This window comes from Paraglaciecola sp., from assembly GCF_039964565.1.
Taxonomy (GTDB): Bacteria; Pseudomonadota; Gammaproteobacteria; order Enterobacterales; family Alteromonadaceae; genus Paraglaciecola.
In genome coordinates this window covers 505,543-520,931 of the sequence record NZ_JBDVXF010000028.1, presented here as the reverse complement: position 1 = coordinate 520,931, position 15,389 = coordinate 505,543, and the positions used below count along the sequence as shown (strand labels likewise).

General features: G+C 40.1%; 15 protein-coding genes. 13 read left to right on the top strand and 2 right to left on the bottom strand.

Annotation, left to right across the window (positions count from 1 at the left end; genetic code table 11):
* Positions 1-201: 201 nt before the first annotated feature.
* From ABJK37_RS13095 to ABJK37_RS13065, 7 genes are all read left to right on the top strand, one after another.
* Positions 202-1,155: a TIR domain-containing protein gene (locus ABJK37_RS13095; RefSeq protein WP_348354419.1), complete on the top strand. Its 954-nt coding sequence runs from the start codon at positions 202-204 to the stop codon at positions 1,153-1,155.
* A 93-nt stretch (positions 1,156-1,248) separates the two neighbouring features.
* Complete coding sequence (locus tag ABJK37_RS13090) at positions 1,249-1,464, top strand: hypothetical protein (protein WP_348354416.1); 216 nt, start codon at positions 1,249-1,251, stop codon at positions 1,462-1,464.
* Between the two features lie 117 nt (positions 1,465-1,581).
* Entirely contained in the window at positions 1,582-2,025 is a 444-nt protein-coding gene (locus ABJK37_RS13085; RefSeq protein WP_348354413.1) for a hypothetical protein, read from the top strand.
* Positions 2,026-2,116: 91 nt separating this feature from the next.
* On the top strand, positions 2,117-2,620 hold the full coding sequence (locus ABJK37_RS13080) for a hypothetical protein (protein ID WP_348354410.1): 504 nt from the start codon (positions 2,117-2,119) through the stop codon (positions 2,618-2,620).
* A 243-nt stretch (positions 2,621-2,863) separates the two neighbouring features.
* A complete protein-coding gene (locus ABJK37_RS13075) occupies positions 2,864-3,376 on the top strand; it encodes a hypothetical protein (RefSeq protein WP_348354407.1) in 513 nt (170 codons plus the stop codon).
* 243 nt (positions 3,377-3,619) lie between these two features.
* Complete coding sequence (locus ABJK37_RS13070) at positions 3,620-5,608, top strand: EAL domain-containing protein (RefSeq protein WP_348354404.1); 1,989 nt, start codon at positions 3,620-3,622, stop codon at positions 5,606-5,608.
* Between the two features lie 119 nt (positions 5,609-5,727).
* A complete protein-coding gene (locus ABJK37_RS13065) occupies positions 5,728-5,958 on the top strand; it encodes a hypothetical protein (RefSeq protein ID WP_348354401.1) in 231 nt (76 codons plus the stop codon).
* A gap of 232 nt (positions 5,959-6,190) precedes the next feature.
* Here ABJK37_RS13065 and ABJK37_RS13060 read toward each other — a convergent pair whose 3' ends face one another.
* The gene (locus ABJK37_RS13060) at positions 6,191-6,973 is read right to left on the bottom strand and encodes an SDR family oxidoreductase (RefSeq protein ID WP_348354399.1); all 783 of its coding nucleotides are present in this window, start codon (positions 6,971-6,973) and stop codon (positions 6,191-6,193) included.
* A 473-nt stretch (positions 6,974-7,446) separates the two neighbouring features.
* Here ABJK37_RS13060 and ABJK37_RS13055 point away from each other — a divergent pair, with 473 nt between their 5' ends.
* The 5 genes from ABJK37_RS13055 (at position 7,447) to ABJK37_RS13035 (ending at position 13,734) form a co-directional block, all read left to right on the top strand.
* The gene (locus tag ABJK37_RS13055) at positions 7,447-9,051 is read left to right on the top strand and encodes a methyl-accepting chemotaxis protein (RefSeq protein ID WP_348354396.1); all 1,605 of its coding nucleotides are present in this window, start codon (positions 7,447-7,449) and stop codon (positions 9,049-9,051) included.
* 250 nt (positions 9,052-9,301) lie between these two features.
* The gene (gene speD, locus ABJK37_RS13050) at positions 9,302-9,652 is read left to right on the top strand and encodes an adenosylmethionine decarboxylase (protein WP_348354392.1); all 351 of its coding nucleotides are present in this window, start codon (positions 9,302-9,304) and stop codon (positions 9,650-9,652) included.
* Between the two features lies 1 nt (position 9,653).
* On the top strand, positions 9,654-11,207 hold the full coding sequence (locus tag ABJK37_RS13045; RefSeq protein WP_348354389.1) for a polyamine aminopropyltransferase: 1,554 nt from the start codon (positions 9,654-9,656) through the stop codon (positions 11,205-11,207).
* Between the two features lie 216 nt (positions 11,208-11,423).
* A complete protein-coding gene (locus ABJK37_RS13040) occupies positions 11,424-12,608 on the top strand; it encodes a monodechloroaminopyrrolnitrin synthase PrnB family protein (RefSeq protein ID WP_348354387.1) in 1,185 nt (394 codons plus the stop codon).
* Positions 12,598-13,734 carry an aminotransferase class V-fold PLP-dependent enzyme gene (locus ABJK37_RS13035; RefSeq protein ID WP_348354385.1) on the top strand — a complete coding sequence of 379 codons (1,137 nt, stop codon included), beginning with the start codon at positions 12,598-12,600 and terminating at the stop codon, positions 13,732-13,734. Before ABJK37_RS13040 ends, ABJK37_RS13035 begins: the two co-directional genes overlap by 11 nt.
* A 5-nt stretch (positions 13,735-13,739) precedes the next feature.
* Here the strand turns inward: ABJK37_RS13035 and ABJK37_RS13030 are convergent, their stop codons facing one another.
* A complete protein-coding gene (locus ABJK37_RS13030; protein ID WP_348354382.1) occupies positions 13,740-14,258 on the bottom strand; it encodes a hypothetical protein in 519 nt (172 codons plus the stop codon).
* Between the two features lie 299 nt (positions 14,259-14,557).
* On the opposite strand from ABJK37_RS13030, the gene ABJK37_RS13025 reads away from it, so the two are divergent.
* Entirely contained in the window at positions 14,558-15,211 is a 654-nt protein-coding gene (locus ABJK37_RS13025) for a PEP-CTERM sorting domain-containing protein (protein WP_348354379.1), read from the top strand.
* Positions 15,212-15,389: the final 178 nt, after the last annotated feature.

The window sequence follows — 15,389 nt, the reverse complement described above, 5'->3', positions numbered from 1 at the left end:
TATTTAACGGCCTAAAAACAGCCACCTGCAACGAGATAAAAGCCGAAAACTGGAAAATCAAAACCACGAGTAAAAAACTTTGCAATATATCTTGGCTCAAGGCAAAGTTGTAGGCATTACAAATTTATAGAAAGACGATGCTTTGAATAGTCAAACCGACTTTTTCTACAGCCTCGTTAAAGCCCAATAAGGAATCAAATCGTGGCAAGAGTATATGTTTCAAGAGTTTCAGGTGCTTCAGAAATTGAAGAGCTAGTTATTAAACGCCTATCTGAAAACCATGAAATAGTGGACTTGAACCTCGAAATAGGAAATGAGTGGAAATCTTCATTTCGAGATATAGTTAGAAAGGCCGATGCTTTTGTTCTATTGATCACCGAAAAATATACTCATTCGAAGCGAGGTGAAAATGAACTTAATACAATTATCTCTTATTCGAAAAACTCGAACAAAGCACTCATTCCGATAATTATTGGCCCAATCGACCCACCTCCTGCTATACAAGATCGGTTATACATAGAGCTTGACCCTCGAGAAGCAGGTGATATCGACAGAGTAGTTGACTCAATAAACGTATCTATATCGAAGGAACTCGGCGAAAGCCTCGCTAAAGAAGATAGAAGAATTGAGCAAATACAAAAGATAGAGACAAAGGCTGCCAGCTACGTCGAAGACGCTTTAGAAGAATTGCAAACCAGGGAAACGTCTTTAAAAAAAACGGCTTCATTTTGGTACTGGCTTGGCTACTTAGCAATAGCTATTGGCGTAATTGCATCAGCGCTGTTTGCAATTACAGGACAAAGTAGTTTTCAAGCTGGCTCTACAGCTTGGGACTTTGTCGCATTTGTAGCTATTAAAAGTGTGGTTCTAATAGGTCTGCTGCTTGCATTATCGAGGTATGCTTTTACTCTGGCAAAGTCATACATGGATGAGTCATTAAAAAATGCAGACCGAATTCATGCAATATCATTTGGAAAGTTTTATCTGCAGGCCTATGGAGATAATGCAGAGGCAAATGATATAAAAGAGGTTTTTCAGCACTGGAATACAGGAGGGAACAATGCATTTTCAGGAATTGACCCGAATGTTATCGATCCTAAAATACTAGAGGCAGTTGTCGCAATTGCTCAATCCGCTTCCAAGAGTAAGAAATAGCTTTAACAAGGCGCTGTTGTCGGACTGGTTTTCCGCTGCGGTCCAAACCAGCCGCAAAGCGCGGCGTTATGTTCAAACAAAGGAACTTAAATTGTGCGAAAATTTAGTGAGTATAATAAAGCCAAATACATTGCGCTTTTATTCAGTGTGACGTTATTAGGTGGCTCCAGTTTCGGAGTTTTAGGTAAAGTCTTAGATATTCATTTTTTTCAAGGTATGTGGACCATCGTAGGCTATTTATTTATAGGTGTTTTAATTAGTTTTCATCAATATACCTTAGTAAAATTTGATAGCTGGTTAAAAAAATAAACTACATATAGCTTTAGTAATTAAACATAACAAAAAAATCATTGTGGGAATTTTACTCGCTGAAAAAGCGCTTCTAAAATCCCCATATTTAATGCGTTATGTTTTTAAGGACAAACAATGAAATCTAGGATAGTTTTAGCTTTACTTGGTTTAACTTTAGCGGGCTGTGTAGCTCCTCTAAAACCAACATTTGATTACCAGTCCTCCAATACTAAATCAGATGAAGCAAAAAAGATTTATGACATTGCAGAGAAATGTTGGTCTAAAGATTTATCACTGTTCCGAGACAGAGTTATTGTTGAAAACAAAGATTCTTCACTGTTCCAAGACAAAGTTATTGTTGAAAAAAAAGTTAAAAATGAATTCATCGTAATCACTGGAAAGAGAGCCGCTTCAGACCTTGGATATCAAGAACCTTTTATCCGTATTCTTGTAAGCGAAACAGGAAACGGCACCTCTGTTAATGTGGAAGAAGGTGATTATGCTATGGGGGCATATGAAAATCTAACCCAAGATGTTAAACGCTGGAGCAGCGGTGTACTTACATGCAGCAAAACATAACAAAACAATAAATAACGTTCGCTGGGAAAAAGCCTCGCTAATCGCTCAGCTTTTCCCGTTATTGTAAGCGTTATAAGTCAAGGAGACATCCGTGGATTCTAGTATAATTTCTGGCCTATTCGGAGGGGTTGCTGCACTAATAATATGTAGCTTCGTTATAAAAAAAACAAAAAATAAGAAAACCAATGGTCAGTTACGTCATTCTAAGCTTTTACTTTGGCTTTTTTTCCTCAGTCTTGCGATTTGCCTGTTCGCATTTGGTGCACTTTTCTACGATGACAGTATTTATCACGATAATGCCGAATTGTTTTCTGTCATTGGACTAGTGATTGGTTTTGGGGGCTGTGCAATTTACAGCTTTGGTGAATACTCCAACGTAAAAGGCTCATTTGATCAACAGAAGATAGCCCTAAATACGCCCTGGACCAGCAATAAAGAAGAGCTTTGGGAAGATTTAGTATCCATACAGTTTAATGCAGTGATGTATTGGTACACTTTAGAGTTCAAATCGGGCGCCAAAATTAGACTTTCATCATACCTTGTTGGTTTAGGGCAAGTGTTGGAAATCCTAAAAGATCGGGGATATGACTTCTAACAAAGCGCTGCACTGTGACACATTCTACTGCGCTCGTTTTTGTGTCTGTCGCTTCGCTCCATTTTCACACAAAAACGCTCTCCGCACTATGTGCAGGTGAACTTGGTGTTTTGCTTTCAGGTCGTTTAATATCAAATGCAAAGGCTAGTTTAGTTATGTTGGGAACCAATATAATCAATTAGCTTTTAACATCAAATCGACTAATACTAGTCTTAAATAGAGTTTTTCAAGGAGGAATGAATTATGGCAAGCACATCACCTGGCCCCTGGCATGTAAGTGGTTTAAAAGACGAACAAGAGAAAGAAGTTAAGATTGGCGATATTTTTTATCGAGCATATGGAGGAAGCTCCAAGAAATGGGGGCGATCGTTTTTTGTACCGGCAATAGCCAAAAATGGAAACCATCAACTTGTAAATCATTGGACCGCAGAACTTCTAGAAAAAGAACTAAACGCCTGTCTATGGGGCAATGACTATGAGTTTCTTTTGGTAGTGAAGGCAAATAACTCGACTCCCCCTCTTAAATACAAGATAGGCACGGTAGCGCAAGGGGAGTATAGCGGAGTTGAAGATGGTCGAGCGTTCTATCAACAGGACTTCATTACCCCTTCCGGTATTTTTAAAGAAGTGCAGTTTGATTCTATAGATTTAGAGGACCTAAAGTTTTGTCTCAATATTGTCGAAGAAGCTGTGCCAATAAGAGCGGGTAACTACGCTCGTGAAGCATCTCGTCGTGGAAAGAAGTGGAGGCAATAACACAACTGAGCTAACATTTTTAGGATTAATAACTGCATCGAACTTATTGAGAATACGTTCCTCTCTTACGTAAACTTGTGAGATGTTAATCCGCGTAAAAAGTGCTTATTCCCCAAGATTCTATTCACTTAGTTATATCAGTGCCATAACGTGATACCTTTGTCTAATATAAATCTTTAGCCCCTTAGAGTTACAATGTTAGGGTAACCATGCAGTTATCAACAAGGCGTTTCGTAAACAAAAATGAATGTTAGCACTGAAGATTTTGAAATAAAAAGTGATCGTATAGCGTTACTTTATCAAGATTTGCTAAGTGGTTTGCTAATCAGTCTAATCGCCAGTTCTGGCTTAGCATTTGGGTTCATCGAAGAAAGCGCCTATAACGATAAATTGAATTGGTTTATTGTGATGTTAAGTGTTCTTTTCTTAAGGTTCATGGATTGGTGTTATTGGAAGAAAACCAAAGGCCGAAGTGAACTCAAACGTTTTCAGATAGATCTTTATCGATTTAGAGTGGGAAGTATCGTAACCGCCGTTGTTTGGTGTTTTTACGGCGTGTATTTTTTTGATGACATGGCATTAATTGAATTCTCTACCACGATCATTATTCTATCATCTATGGCGGGCGGAGCCAGCACGGTACTCTCGGCAGATAAAATCACCTCAATCAGCTATTCAGTGATTCTTTTGTTACCAATATCACTAGTAGGTCTAAACTCAGAACAACCCCACCATTATATCTTAGGTATGTTAGGTCTGGGATTTTCTGGCGTAATGATTATTTCTGGTTTGAAATCCTCTCGGTTTACTTTGCAAGCTATCAAAATAAAACATCACAATGAAAGGTTAGTTCAGCATCAAGATGAACTGTTGCATAAAATAAATCAGCACAATGAGATGTTAGAACAGACCGTCAGTCTTCGAACTAAAGAGGTGGTTCGTATTTCCAATATAGACCCACTTACCAATTTGGCTAATAGAAAGTCGTTTTCTGCTTTGCTAAAAAATCTAATCGATACTGCCAAAGTCGAAAAACAAAAGATGGCAGTGTTATTTATCGATTTAGATGGTTTTAAAGCAATCAATGATCAAAATGGACACGCAACTGGCGACATAGTGTTGGCGAGAGTGGCTCAACGTATCAGCGAAATAACCAAAGATAAGTACCAAGTCTGTAGGTGGGGAGGAGATGAGTTTATCGTCGCCATGCCCAATGTATCAGTTTCAGAAGCAAGTTCATTTGCTTCTGAACTAATCTCTGAAATAAAACGTCCGATTGATTTGAGTATTAATTCTGTGGGAGTGGGAGCAACAGTTGGTGTATCAATTTACCCTGAACATGCCACAACAGGTGATGATTTAATATTGTTAGCCGATACTGCCATGTACGAACAAAAATTAGTTAAAAACGCCAATGTGTTAGTTTTCAATGAACAAATGCGAGAAAACTTACGCTATAAGAATCGGTTAAAAACAGGATTAGAAAAAGCCCTTGTCAATAACCAGATTTATGTGGTGTATCAACCCGTTGTTGATGGACAAACTGCCAAAGTAACCTTTTGTGAGGCATTATTGCGATGGCGTTGGGGTGATGAATCTATACCACCTGATGATTTTATACCCATAGCAGAGCAATATGGTTTTATCCATGAGATAGGTGAGTGGGTATTAAATCAAGCATGTAAGGATGCAACACAGTGGGAGATTGGTGATGAAGTAGCAATTTCTGTTAATGTGTCAGTTGCGCAAATTATGAGTGATGATTTTGTGGTCGTTGTACAAAAAGCCATTTCCCGTTCTGGTTTATCTCCACAGCGATTGCATCTTGAAATCACAGAATCACTTTTTGTGGAAAACATTGATAAAGTTGTCAACGTAGTGAGGAAGCTGCAAGATATTGGCACTAAGGTATCTATCGACGATTTTGGTACAGGGTTTTCATCCTTAGCTTTGTTGCAAAGCTTGTCTGCGGATATTGTAAAAATTGACAAGTGTTTTATAAAAGCATTAGAGCAAGGTGGAAAAGCGATCATTCAGGCCACTCAGCACATAGCACAAGAGTTAAACTATGATGTAGTTGCAGAAGGTGTTGAAACAATGGAGCAGGTAAAAGCACTTAATTTACTTGGCATAAAAAATCTGCAAGGTTTCTTTTTCAGTCAGCCTTTAACGTATACCGAACTCAATGAGTTTATGCAAACCGCGGATAAAAAACGCGCCCAAGCAAACTAAATTTAATGATGTAAACTTTTGGCGTTTCTTTTCTTTAAATGCAAGGAATATAGACTTAATTTTTTTCAATTTTTTGTTCAGTTCACCCTTTATGTAGGTTTACTCTTTTTAAGGAATTTATGCGACATTCGTTGTTAGTTAGTGTTTTGGTATGGTGTTTATTTGGTTGTAGCGCTTCAAGTTTGCCTGCTGCAGACCCGAGCGAGCGTCACGATAGCAAACAAGCATTCGGTGAAAAGTGTGAAGATGCTAAGTATCAACTTGATAAAGCCGTAGAAGAAGGGCAAACCTCTGATCTACGAGAGCTAAAGAACAACATCGAACTTCATTGTGTTTGGCGCAGGAATTAGCGTGTTAATGGTTTAAATGTAGTGCAATGGTCGGGTTAATTTCATAACCGATACCTATAAATTCATGCATACCACCGCTTATTTGTACCTTTGGCTAAAGTACTGGGGTGATAAATACGCTATTTGGTATAACGATCAAGTGCCTACAATGGCATGGTTTTGGGATAAACCTATTTAGTCCTTTTAAATACCTTCGTGATTTAAAAGGACTAAAATTGGCATGTTAAGGGGGTTAATTTATTAGAGTGGTGCCACCGTCAACAGGGATCACTTGCCCCGTGATGAAAGCGCCAGCCTGACTTGCTAACATAATTGCGACTCCGGCAATATCTGTTGGTTCTCCCCAACGTTTCATCGGAATGGTTTGTAGTTCTTCTTCAAACGCAGCTTGGTCAGTACTTAAAAATTCTGTCATTTTTGAATAGAAGCGCCCAGGTGCAATGGCGTTTACTCGAATATGTGACGGCGCTAATTCGGTGGCTAAAATCCTTGTTATTTGGTGAATCGCAGATTTAGACACTGCGTAACTGAAGGTATCTAAGGCATTACCCAAAATACCTGCGATAGAACCTATGTTAATCACAGTAGAGGTATTTTTAGCGCTGGCGTTTTTAGACAGCAAAGGTGTCAATGCTTGTGTAAGGAAAAACGGACTCTTAGTATTTATATCCATTACTTTGTCCCAGCCTTTTTCGGGAAACTCACCAAAAGGCGCACCCCAAGCTGTTCCAGCGTTGTTGACTAATACGTCAATATGATTTTCTCGCTTATTGATTTCGTTCACTAATGCACTCAACCCTTCGCTGGTTGAAGCGTCTCCTGGTAGCGCAATACACTCTCCATATTCACTGAGTTGTGCAGCTGCAGCAACACAGGCTTCGGCTTTGCGCCCTGTGATATAAACGCGCTTTGCTCCGGCTTCTAGAAATCCTTGTGCCATAAAAGCACCTAAACCTCTGTAACCACCCGTAATAACGCAAACCTTTTGTTGCATAGAAAATAAATTCTCAAACATGTCATTCTCCCGTTAAAGTATTGGGTCAATTTATCAAAGAAATTACGACTAATCGTATTTTTTAGAATGATGATCAATTAGTTATAAAGCTGCAGGGTAGGTCGGCCGATAAAATTGTTACTAGTGAAATTTCAACCAATTGCTTAGATTGTCAGTGCATTGATGTTAATTCTGTGAATATTTATATTAGTCAACACTGAAATTTAAACGTTAGTTAAGCTTACCTATAGTGTTTAATGGCAGTGTTTAATGACCTAGCAATTCGTCAAATCTGTTTCATTGACTAAAATTGTCAACAATACAAGTTAGTATTTGGGTCATTTCTTAATTGTGAGATGGTATTGAAATCATCTTGAATTGGTACGCAAATTGACTTAAGTCAGGACGTTTATCGTCACATTTTAGCTGACATTACTATCAAAAGCCGATACCAGTCGGCCTAATAAAATAAACTGCTCAAAGGACACTACACTATGCCAACCCTGTTTAGCTCGATTCGCATCAGAATGATGTTTGGTTATGCCGCGATTTTGATGGTGACTCTAATCGCTGCTGTTATTCTGACGAGCAGTAGTCAATTTGTGCAGGGTAAAGTCGCAAGTTTCGTGCAACAAACCCTGCCAGCACTGAATAACATCAATGTATTGCATTCAACGTCTAAAGAGTTAGTACTCAAAGGGTATTCACTGTACGGCACCACTTTATCTCCGAAGCAATTTGAAGTCGACAGACAGCAATTGCAACAACAGTTAGATAACGCTAATACATTATTAGCGAAATCGTTGTCTACAGGTCAGTTAGACAGCAATATTGATAAGGTTAAAGACTCCCTAAATAATCTGTATCAAGTTATGAATCAATCAAGCGTAGATTGGGATTTGGCACGTGAACATCTAGCAACGCTAGATCAACAAGCCGCCCAGTTAACTCAGGAGTTAGATAAGCTTCGAGATGCGATCGCTACTGAAACAGGCAACAGCGTGGATGAGATAGACATGCAGCTAGATACAGGCTTTATTATAGTTATAGTGCTAGTAGCGGTACTCATTTTAGTGGCTGTTGGCGCCTTTTGGGTATCAAAAAAGCAAATTGCCGAACCCATAGTGTCATTGGCACAGCAACTCGATCTCATTTCAAGCCATAGAGACTTAACCAAAACGATACCTAAACATACGACCACAGAAGTTAGTAGTATGGCAGGCAGCATAAATGGCTTACTTAGAATGTTTCAGTCAGGAATGGCGGATGTAAACCAAGCTATCACAAGTATTGACGAGTCTGTCAAACAATTAGGAAGTAGCACCCAGCGTTCTGGTACAACTGTTGTAAAATTACAAACCGACATCGAAAGTCTAGTGCAAGTGATGGCGAGGCTTGAACAGGACATGCAGCATAGCTTAGAGTTTTCAGAATCCGCTGCAGGTGACGCAGAACAAGGTGCTGAAAGTATGGCGCAAGGACAACAAAAGGTTGAAGAAACCGCTGCTAGCATTGGCGAACTATCAGACGACATAGAAGTCAGTGCTGAAAAATTACTGACCTTACAAACGGCCGGGAATGAAGTGTCTAATGTAGTTAAAACCATAGCCGAGATTGCCTCTCAAACTAATTTATTAGCATTAAATGCCGCTATTGAAGCCGCAAGGGCGGGGGAGACAGGAAGAGGTTTTGCAGTAGTAGCTGATGAAGTCAGGACCTTAGCTATTCGTACCCAGCAATCCACTGATGAAATTAATACCTTGTTAGCCAATATAGTAGGCTCTATCGAAACCGCTGTTGCCAACATGGATTCCAATCAGGATAAGGCCAAAAAATCTGTGGACTTAGCAAATGAGTTAGTTGAAACCCTCCAAACAGGGCGTAATCGCATACTGTCTCTGGTGAAGGTGAGCAATGATGCCGCACGATTAGCTGCGAATTCTAAAGACGTTTCTATTGAAGTACGCAATCAAGTCCAAGCATTTAAGCATCTTGGTGAAGATGTTTCACAAGGTAATGCCAGTAATACTAAAGCGGCAGGTTCGTTGTCGCAGCTGGCTACGAACCTGACTAAAACGCTGGCTCAATTTAAAGTTTAATTTAGGTTTTTCTTTTCCAAAGATTCGTCTAATAAATGAGTCACAGCAACGAGAACAAGGTTGTAGGTGCTTGTATAGTGCAACGTCGACTTTATTAGTTTATGAGAATTTTGATTGCTAGTGTAAAAACGAAAATAGACAATGGCAGATAAACAAAATAGGGTAAGCCTAAATAGTATTGGTCATTAGATAAAGTCAGCAATGATAAAAGGTCGTTTTGAAAAATAGTTACGCTCCAGGGAAACACTTATTGTTAGATTTATACCAAGCCAGCAATCTTAGCGACGAAACTGTGATTGAAGAAGCTTTGGTGGAAGCCGCAGAAGCTTCCGGTGCCAATGTATTGCAAAAAAGACTCCACAGTTTCGGTGAAAATCAAGGTATTACTGGTATGTTATTGCTAGCAGAATCTCATATCAGTATTCATACTTGGCCTGAAAGTGGCTTTGCCGCTATAGATATTTTCATGTGTGGCAGTTGTAATCCTGATTTAGCCATTGCTCCAATAAAGCAACATTTACGTCCTAAGACTATTGAAGTGCGAGAGTTTGAACGTGGCATGTCATTAGATAAAGCCACCTCACAAAATAAGTCTATTTGATATGGCAGATCAGCAACCAACATTGGCTCCATTCGCGAAACAAAAACAATCCATTACGTTAATTTATGCAGCATTTATTGCTGGCTTATGTTCGATTATTTACGAACTACTCATTGCCACAACCGTGTCCTATTTCATGGGAGACAGTGTAAAATTCTTTTCACTTACTATTGGGTTATATATGGCCGCAATGGGTTGTGGGTCATATCTTTCTAAATATATCACTGACAAATTATTGCAACGTTTTGTGATTGCCGAGATCCTACTTGGGGTGATTGGTGGAGTCAGTATCCCATTGTTGTACTTTACCTATACCACCACGGCGTTGTTCTACCCGACATATGTTGTACTTACGTTAAGTATTGGCTTTTTAATTGGCCTTGAAATACCTTTTTTAACGAGATTAATGGAGGATTATCAGACTCTTAAATCCAATATAGCCAACATACTGTCTTTCGATTATCTGGGGGCCTTGATAGCGACATTGGCATTTCCGTTTTTTTTATTGCCGGTTATGGGGATTTATCAATCATCATTACTGTTTGGACTGATCAATATGTCCATTGCAGCTGTGGTGTTGATTTCATTTAAAATATCCCTTGGAAAAACCGGGAGAAGATTGCAGTGGTTAACCGTCATCATGAGTTTCGTGGTGTTATTTATGTTGTTGTTTTCTAGCCAAGCACTGAAACAATGGGACCAAATGCTCTATAACGGGCGCATTGTGCACAGTGAACAAACCCCTTATCAAAAAATAACCTTGACCAAGAGCAAAGACGATGTGCGTCTTTACTTAAATGGCGTTTTACAGTTTTCCTCTGTGGATGAGTATCGATACCATGAGTCATTGGTTATGGTGCCCATGACCTATGCCCACAAACCCATCACTCGGGTGTTGGTGTTAGGCGCTGGCGATGGTCTCGCGGTGAGAGAGCTTTTAAAGTATCCAGAAATTCAACAAATTGTGTTGGTTGATTTAGACTCACGAATGACTGAATTGGCAACCAGTAACGCGCATCTGATCAACATTAATTTGTCGAGTCTTTCGAATCGAAAAGTAAAGGTAGTGATTGATGATGCTTTTGTGTTTCTCGAAAAAAATCAGCAGCGATTTGACCTTATAATAAACGACTTACCTGATCCCAACAGCATTGCCCTTTCACGTTTATACAGTAAACAGTATTATCAATTGGCTAGGCAAAATTTAACCTCTGATGGCTTAATGGTGACGCAAGCAACTAGTCCGTTTTTTGTTAAACCCGCATTTTGGAGTATCGCAAAAACGATACAAGCGGCTGGTTTTACTTATACCTATCCGTACCACACCAACGTACCGTCCTTTGGGGACTGGGGGTTTGTGTTAAGTGCACTACAACCCATTAATCTCACGCCAAAACGTTCCTTAAAATCGAGCCTGTTTTTAAACGAAGAGTCGTTGTCATCTATGTTTGTCTTTGCAAAAGATCTACAAGAAATTGCGGTTGAAGTTAATCAAATAGATAAACCCGTCGTTCTGGATTATTACCTAAACAGCTGGCGTTATTTTAGTGATTAGTCAGGTCATTTTAGTATCCTGTAAATTGCGTTTTAGTTCTTTTAATAACATTAAACCAGCACGTTGTAGCGTAATTCAAAATGTACATTTGCAGATTAAATCCAACTTTGTTTCGCCGTTGTAAATTTGCTTATTGTTCTAATGGTTGGCAACATTATTTGGTCTCCCCCTAGCTTCTCGGTTTGTGCTGAGCGCTAATTTAGCAAATAGGAAAATATGAAATTACTCACGCCAAAAACACTGGCCTTTGATAGCTGGATCCGTAGCGAATTTGTACAACTCAACGATGAATTGGAAGCCCTGTATTTTCAACAACAAGATAAATCAAATGTTGCGGGTGTTGGCGACGATATAAAGCAGGCACTAGAAAGACAAGGCCGAGATTTGATTGTCGAGTTGTTAGCAGAGGGGAATACCGATCAGGGGTTTGACAATGCTTTTGATCTTTTAGGTAACGTGGGCCTGTATATGGCGGCGTGTCGACGCCACGAAATTACTGAACCGAGCCGCGAGACTCATTCACCTCTAGTTGAAGCGTCTGCCTTAGCCATGCATATTGGTGCGTCAATCGGTGTAACCCCTCGTTTTGCCACCGCACATTTAACCACTCATAATAGTGCACAAAATGGCGTTTATAAGCGTTTTACTAGCCTTGTAGATGAGAAAATATTTGTTGATTATAATACCCGGGGAATTTTGGCCTACAAACGCGCTGCTGATGCGCTATTGAAGATTCAACCCTTAGGGATCTCCCATCCTATATGCCATGATCTATTGGTGACTTGTCAAAAAGCATTGCAAGATGTGATTGATTCGAATGCGATTTTGTTCGAACGTTTAGATGCGACACGATTTTTCTATTGCGTTCGTCCTTACTATAAGCCGTATCGAGTGGGCAGCCAGATTTTTCGGGGGGCCAATGCGGGGGATTTTGCAGGCATTAATGTTATCGATATGCAGTTAGGTTTGTGTATGGCTAATGACCCCAATTATTCTCAACTCTTGGTAGATAAGTTTCTTTACATGATGCCTGAAGACCAAGCTATTTTGCGAGATTGCATGCGCCGCGATAGTTTAATGAACGACTTTCTCAATGCTAAAAAGTTTGCAGATCAAGACTGGTATCAGGCAAATTTAAAACAATTTTTAGAGGCATGTGCATTACACGGCGAAACGGCGAACCAGCATCATGAGCAACTGGTTAGTAAGTATATTACGGTGCCCTCGAATGATCTCTCAGAAACACATTTGAATACGGTAACCGCCAGTGGACCGCCGTTGGCGGCACTGTTAAGCGGCCTAGAGAAACTAAAGGATAAACGGATGGCGACTGAGCGAAGTGATATTCTGACCCGTTTTGAAGATCTTAATACCCTCAAGGCCAGCCTCAATGACATTTAATACCGCTTCTCATGCTTGTAAGGGCGACTTTTGTTTGCCTGATAAAGGTAGCTATTTACTTAGTCATTCGGTTGGTCGACCACTAAAAAGTGCACAACAGGCTTTTTCAGATGAGTTTTTTCATCCTTGGCAACATGGTAGTACTGAGCCGTGGCAACAGTGGCTGAGGAGCATTGAGTTGTTTCAATCAGCTTTAGGACAACTCTTCAACCATAGTCCCGACAGCTTTTGTCCGCAGGTGAATTTATCTAGTGCATTAACTAAATTGCTAATGTCGCACCCTAGATTGACTAAACCATCAGCAAAGATACTGATGAGTGAACTCGATTTCCCGAGTATGGGGTATGCTTTACGTCATGCGTTACCCGAGTGCCAGATTGTGTTTATTCCTAAAGAGTTAGATATTACCAATCTAGAGGTGTGGAATCGACACTTGAGCGAAGATTTGGATTTAGTGTTTATTAGCCAGGTGTATTCAAACTCTGGTCAACAAGCACCCGTGCACTCTGTTGTTGCTGCGACGAAGCAACAGGGCATTTTATCCATTGTAGATGTCGCGCAGTCAGCGGGTATTCTTCCGATGGACCTTACTGAGACCGAGCCGGATTTTATGATAGGTTCTTCGGTAAAATGGTTGTGTTCAGGACCAGGTGCAGCGTATCTATGGGTACATCCAAGTCAAATTACGCTTTGTGAGCCCAAAGATGTCGGATGGTTTTCCCATGAAAATCCCTTTGAATTTGATATACATAATTTTCGTTATCATCACAGTGCGTTACGCTTTTGGGGAGGCACGCCGTCAGTGGCTCCTTTTGCTTTGGCCGCCCATAGTATCCACTATATGAATCAGCATCCGTTAGGTCTGATAAGACGACATAATTTAAGGCTTTTGACTAAGCTACATACTACATTTGAGGCGCAGCTTGTTTCCCCTAAAGCGTCAGACCAATGCAGCGGTACGGCTATTTTGGATTTTGGTGATGCGCAGCATAAGGTTGTTGCAGCCTTAAAAACTGCGCAAATTTCGGTAGATGTCCGTAGTTTAGGGGTCCGTGTTTCGCCACATATATACAATGATGAAGCCGATATCGAGCAACTAATCGCGGTGATTAATAAAGCCTTGTAATTTTTCTATGGAAAAAGTCGCACTATGCCACTTTTTCCGTCCCAGTCACCGACTATCCAAATTTGTTCAAAGGGGTGGGCTTTGGGTACCGTAATATGCTGTTGTAAAGCTTGGATTTGCGTTTTACTCCATGCTGGATGGGCGTTGCGGATCACTAACCAAACTCGTTTGGTTTTGTAATGTTTTGAGGATTTGTTTAACAGTATGCGATTTAGCGCGGTTAACAATCTTGATTCTGGAGCGGTATTTTTTTCTAGTTGTTGTAGTTCCAACAGAGTTTTGTCACTTAATTCACGATTAAGTATTTGTTTGGCTTCTAATTCACTGCCATAGAGATGAGCCACTTCTATATCTAGGCGGTCTCCTTCAAAACGGCATGATACATCAGGTTTTGAAGGACGATTATGCCATAAGTGGCGAATCACTTTGCCCGTTTCATGTTCATACCAGCGCATAAATAATTTTGCAGCTTGATGCTCTAATTCCACTTTTTCTTGTTCACTGCTACTAAGTTTCGAAACCACAACATTCCCTATAGAAAACTAATCATAAACTGAAACACGTCACTGACTTGGAATATTGAGCCCTTTATTTTCGTTTTGTTCAAGTCAAAATGTCGTGGTCAGCTGATTTCCTCAGCTCGGTGTCCAAGGCCATTGATATACGATCAGCGTTCAATTAATTGGGTCACCTAAAAACGATGTTTCTAAAAAATGGACAGTTTAGCCATATTTTATCAGGTTATGGCTGGGTAATATTGATTCAATGACATGTGGCGAGTTCACAGGTTTCCCCAAATATAATAGTCAAGGAGTTGCAGTGTATGAAACTATTTATCGTAACGTTATGGATATGCCTAACACAGTTGCTGTTTTTACCCCAGTCTATGGCGGGGTTAATTGGTCCGGGTGATTGGAATGGCGATAATATTGACGGATTTCTAAATAGTAACCAGTTTCCAGGGGTTGAAACGTCAGTCTCAAGTTTGGACTTTAACGGCCAGTGGATGTATACCGCAATAGGGCGAGAGTCGGGCAACACCAATGATATCGACAAAACAGCCAACGCTGGCATCGGCGCGTTAGATACTTCATTGTCATTTTCTACCGCTAATTCTAGTAATTGGGGAGCTTGGGATACCGTTAACTTTGATATCGAGAATTTGTTTTTTGAAGATTCAAATGGTCCTTGGAATATTGGGTTGGATACATTTGGCAGTATTAACGATCCGGGATTTAAATTATTTCGTTTAACTCAAGACACCACTCTTACTTATTTATCTGGTAATGCCAGCTTAGCGCTTTTTGTCGGCGATATTATTGTTGGTTTTAACGACAACCATTTGAGTCATTCCGACGCCGATTACGACGATATTATCGTGGCGATGCGCGCAACGCCTGTTCCTGCTCCCGGCAGTTTAACGTTAATGGCGTTAGGCGTATTCGGTTTGATGTTTATACGACGCAAATCAATTTAATCTCTACTCTGTTTTTATAGTGACCTACAGCCCGCGTTTATTGCGGGCTTTTTTTATGAATTATTCACAATTTTAAATTCACGATCCAAAGATAATTTAAATACGCAAAGCTCAGTAATCGCAACAACTGTTAATTGCCGTAGATAGGAGAAATGTTCTTTGTCCTATCAAGCTGTTG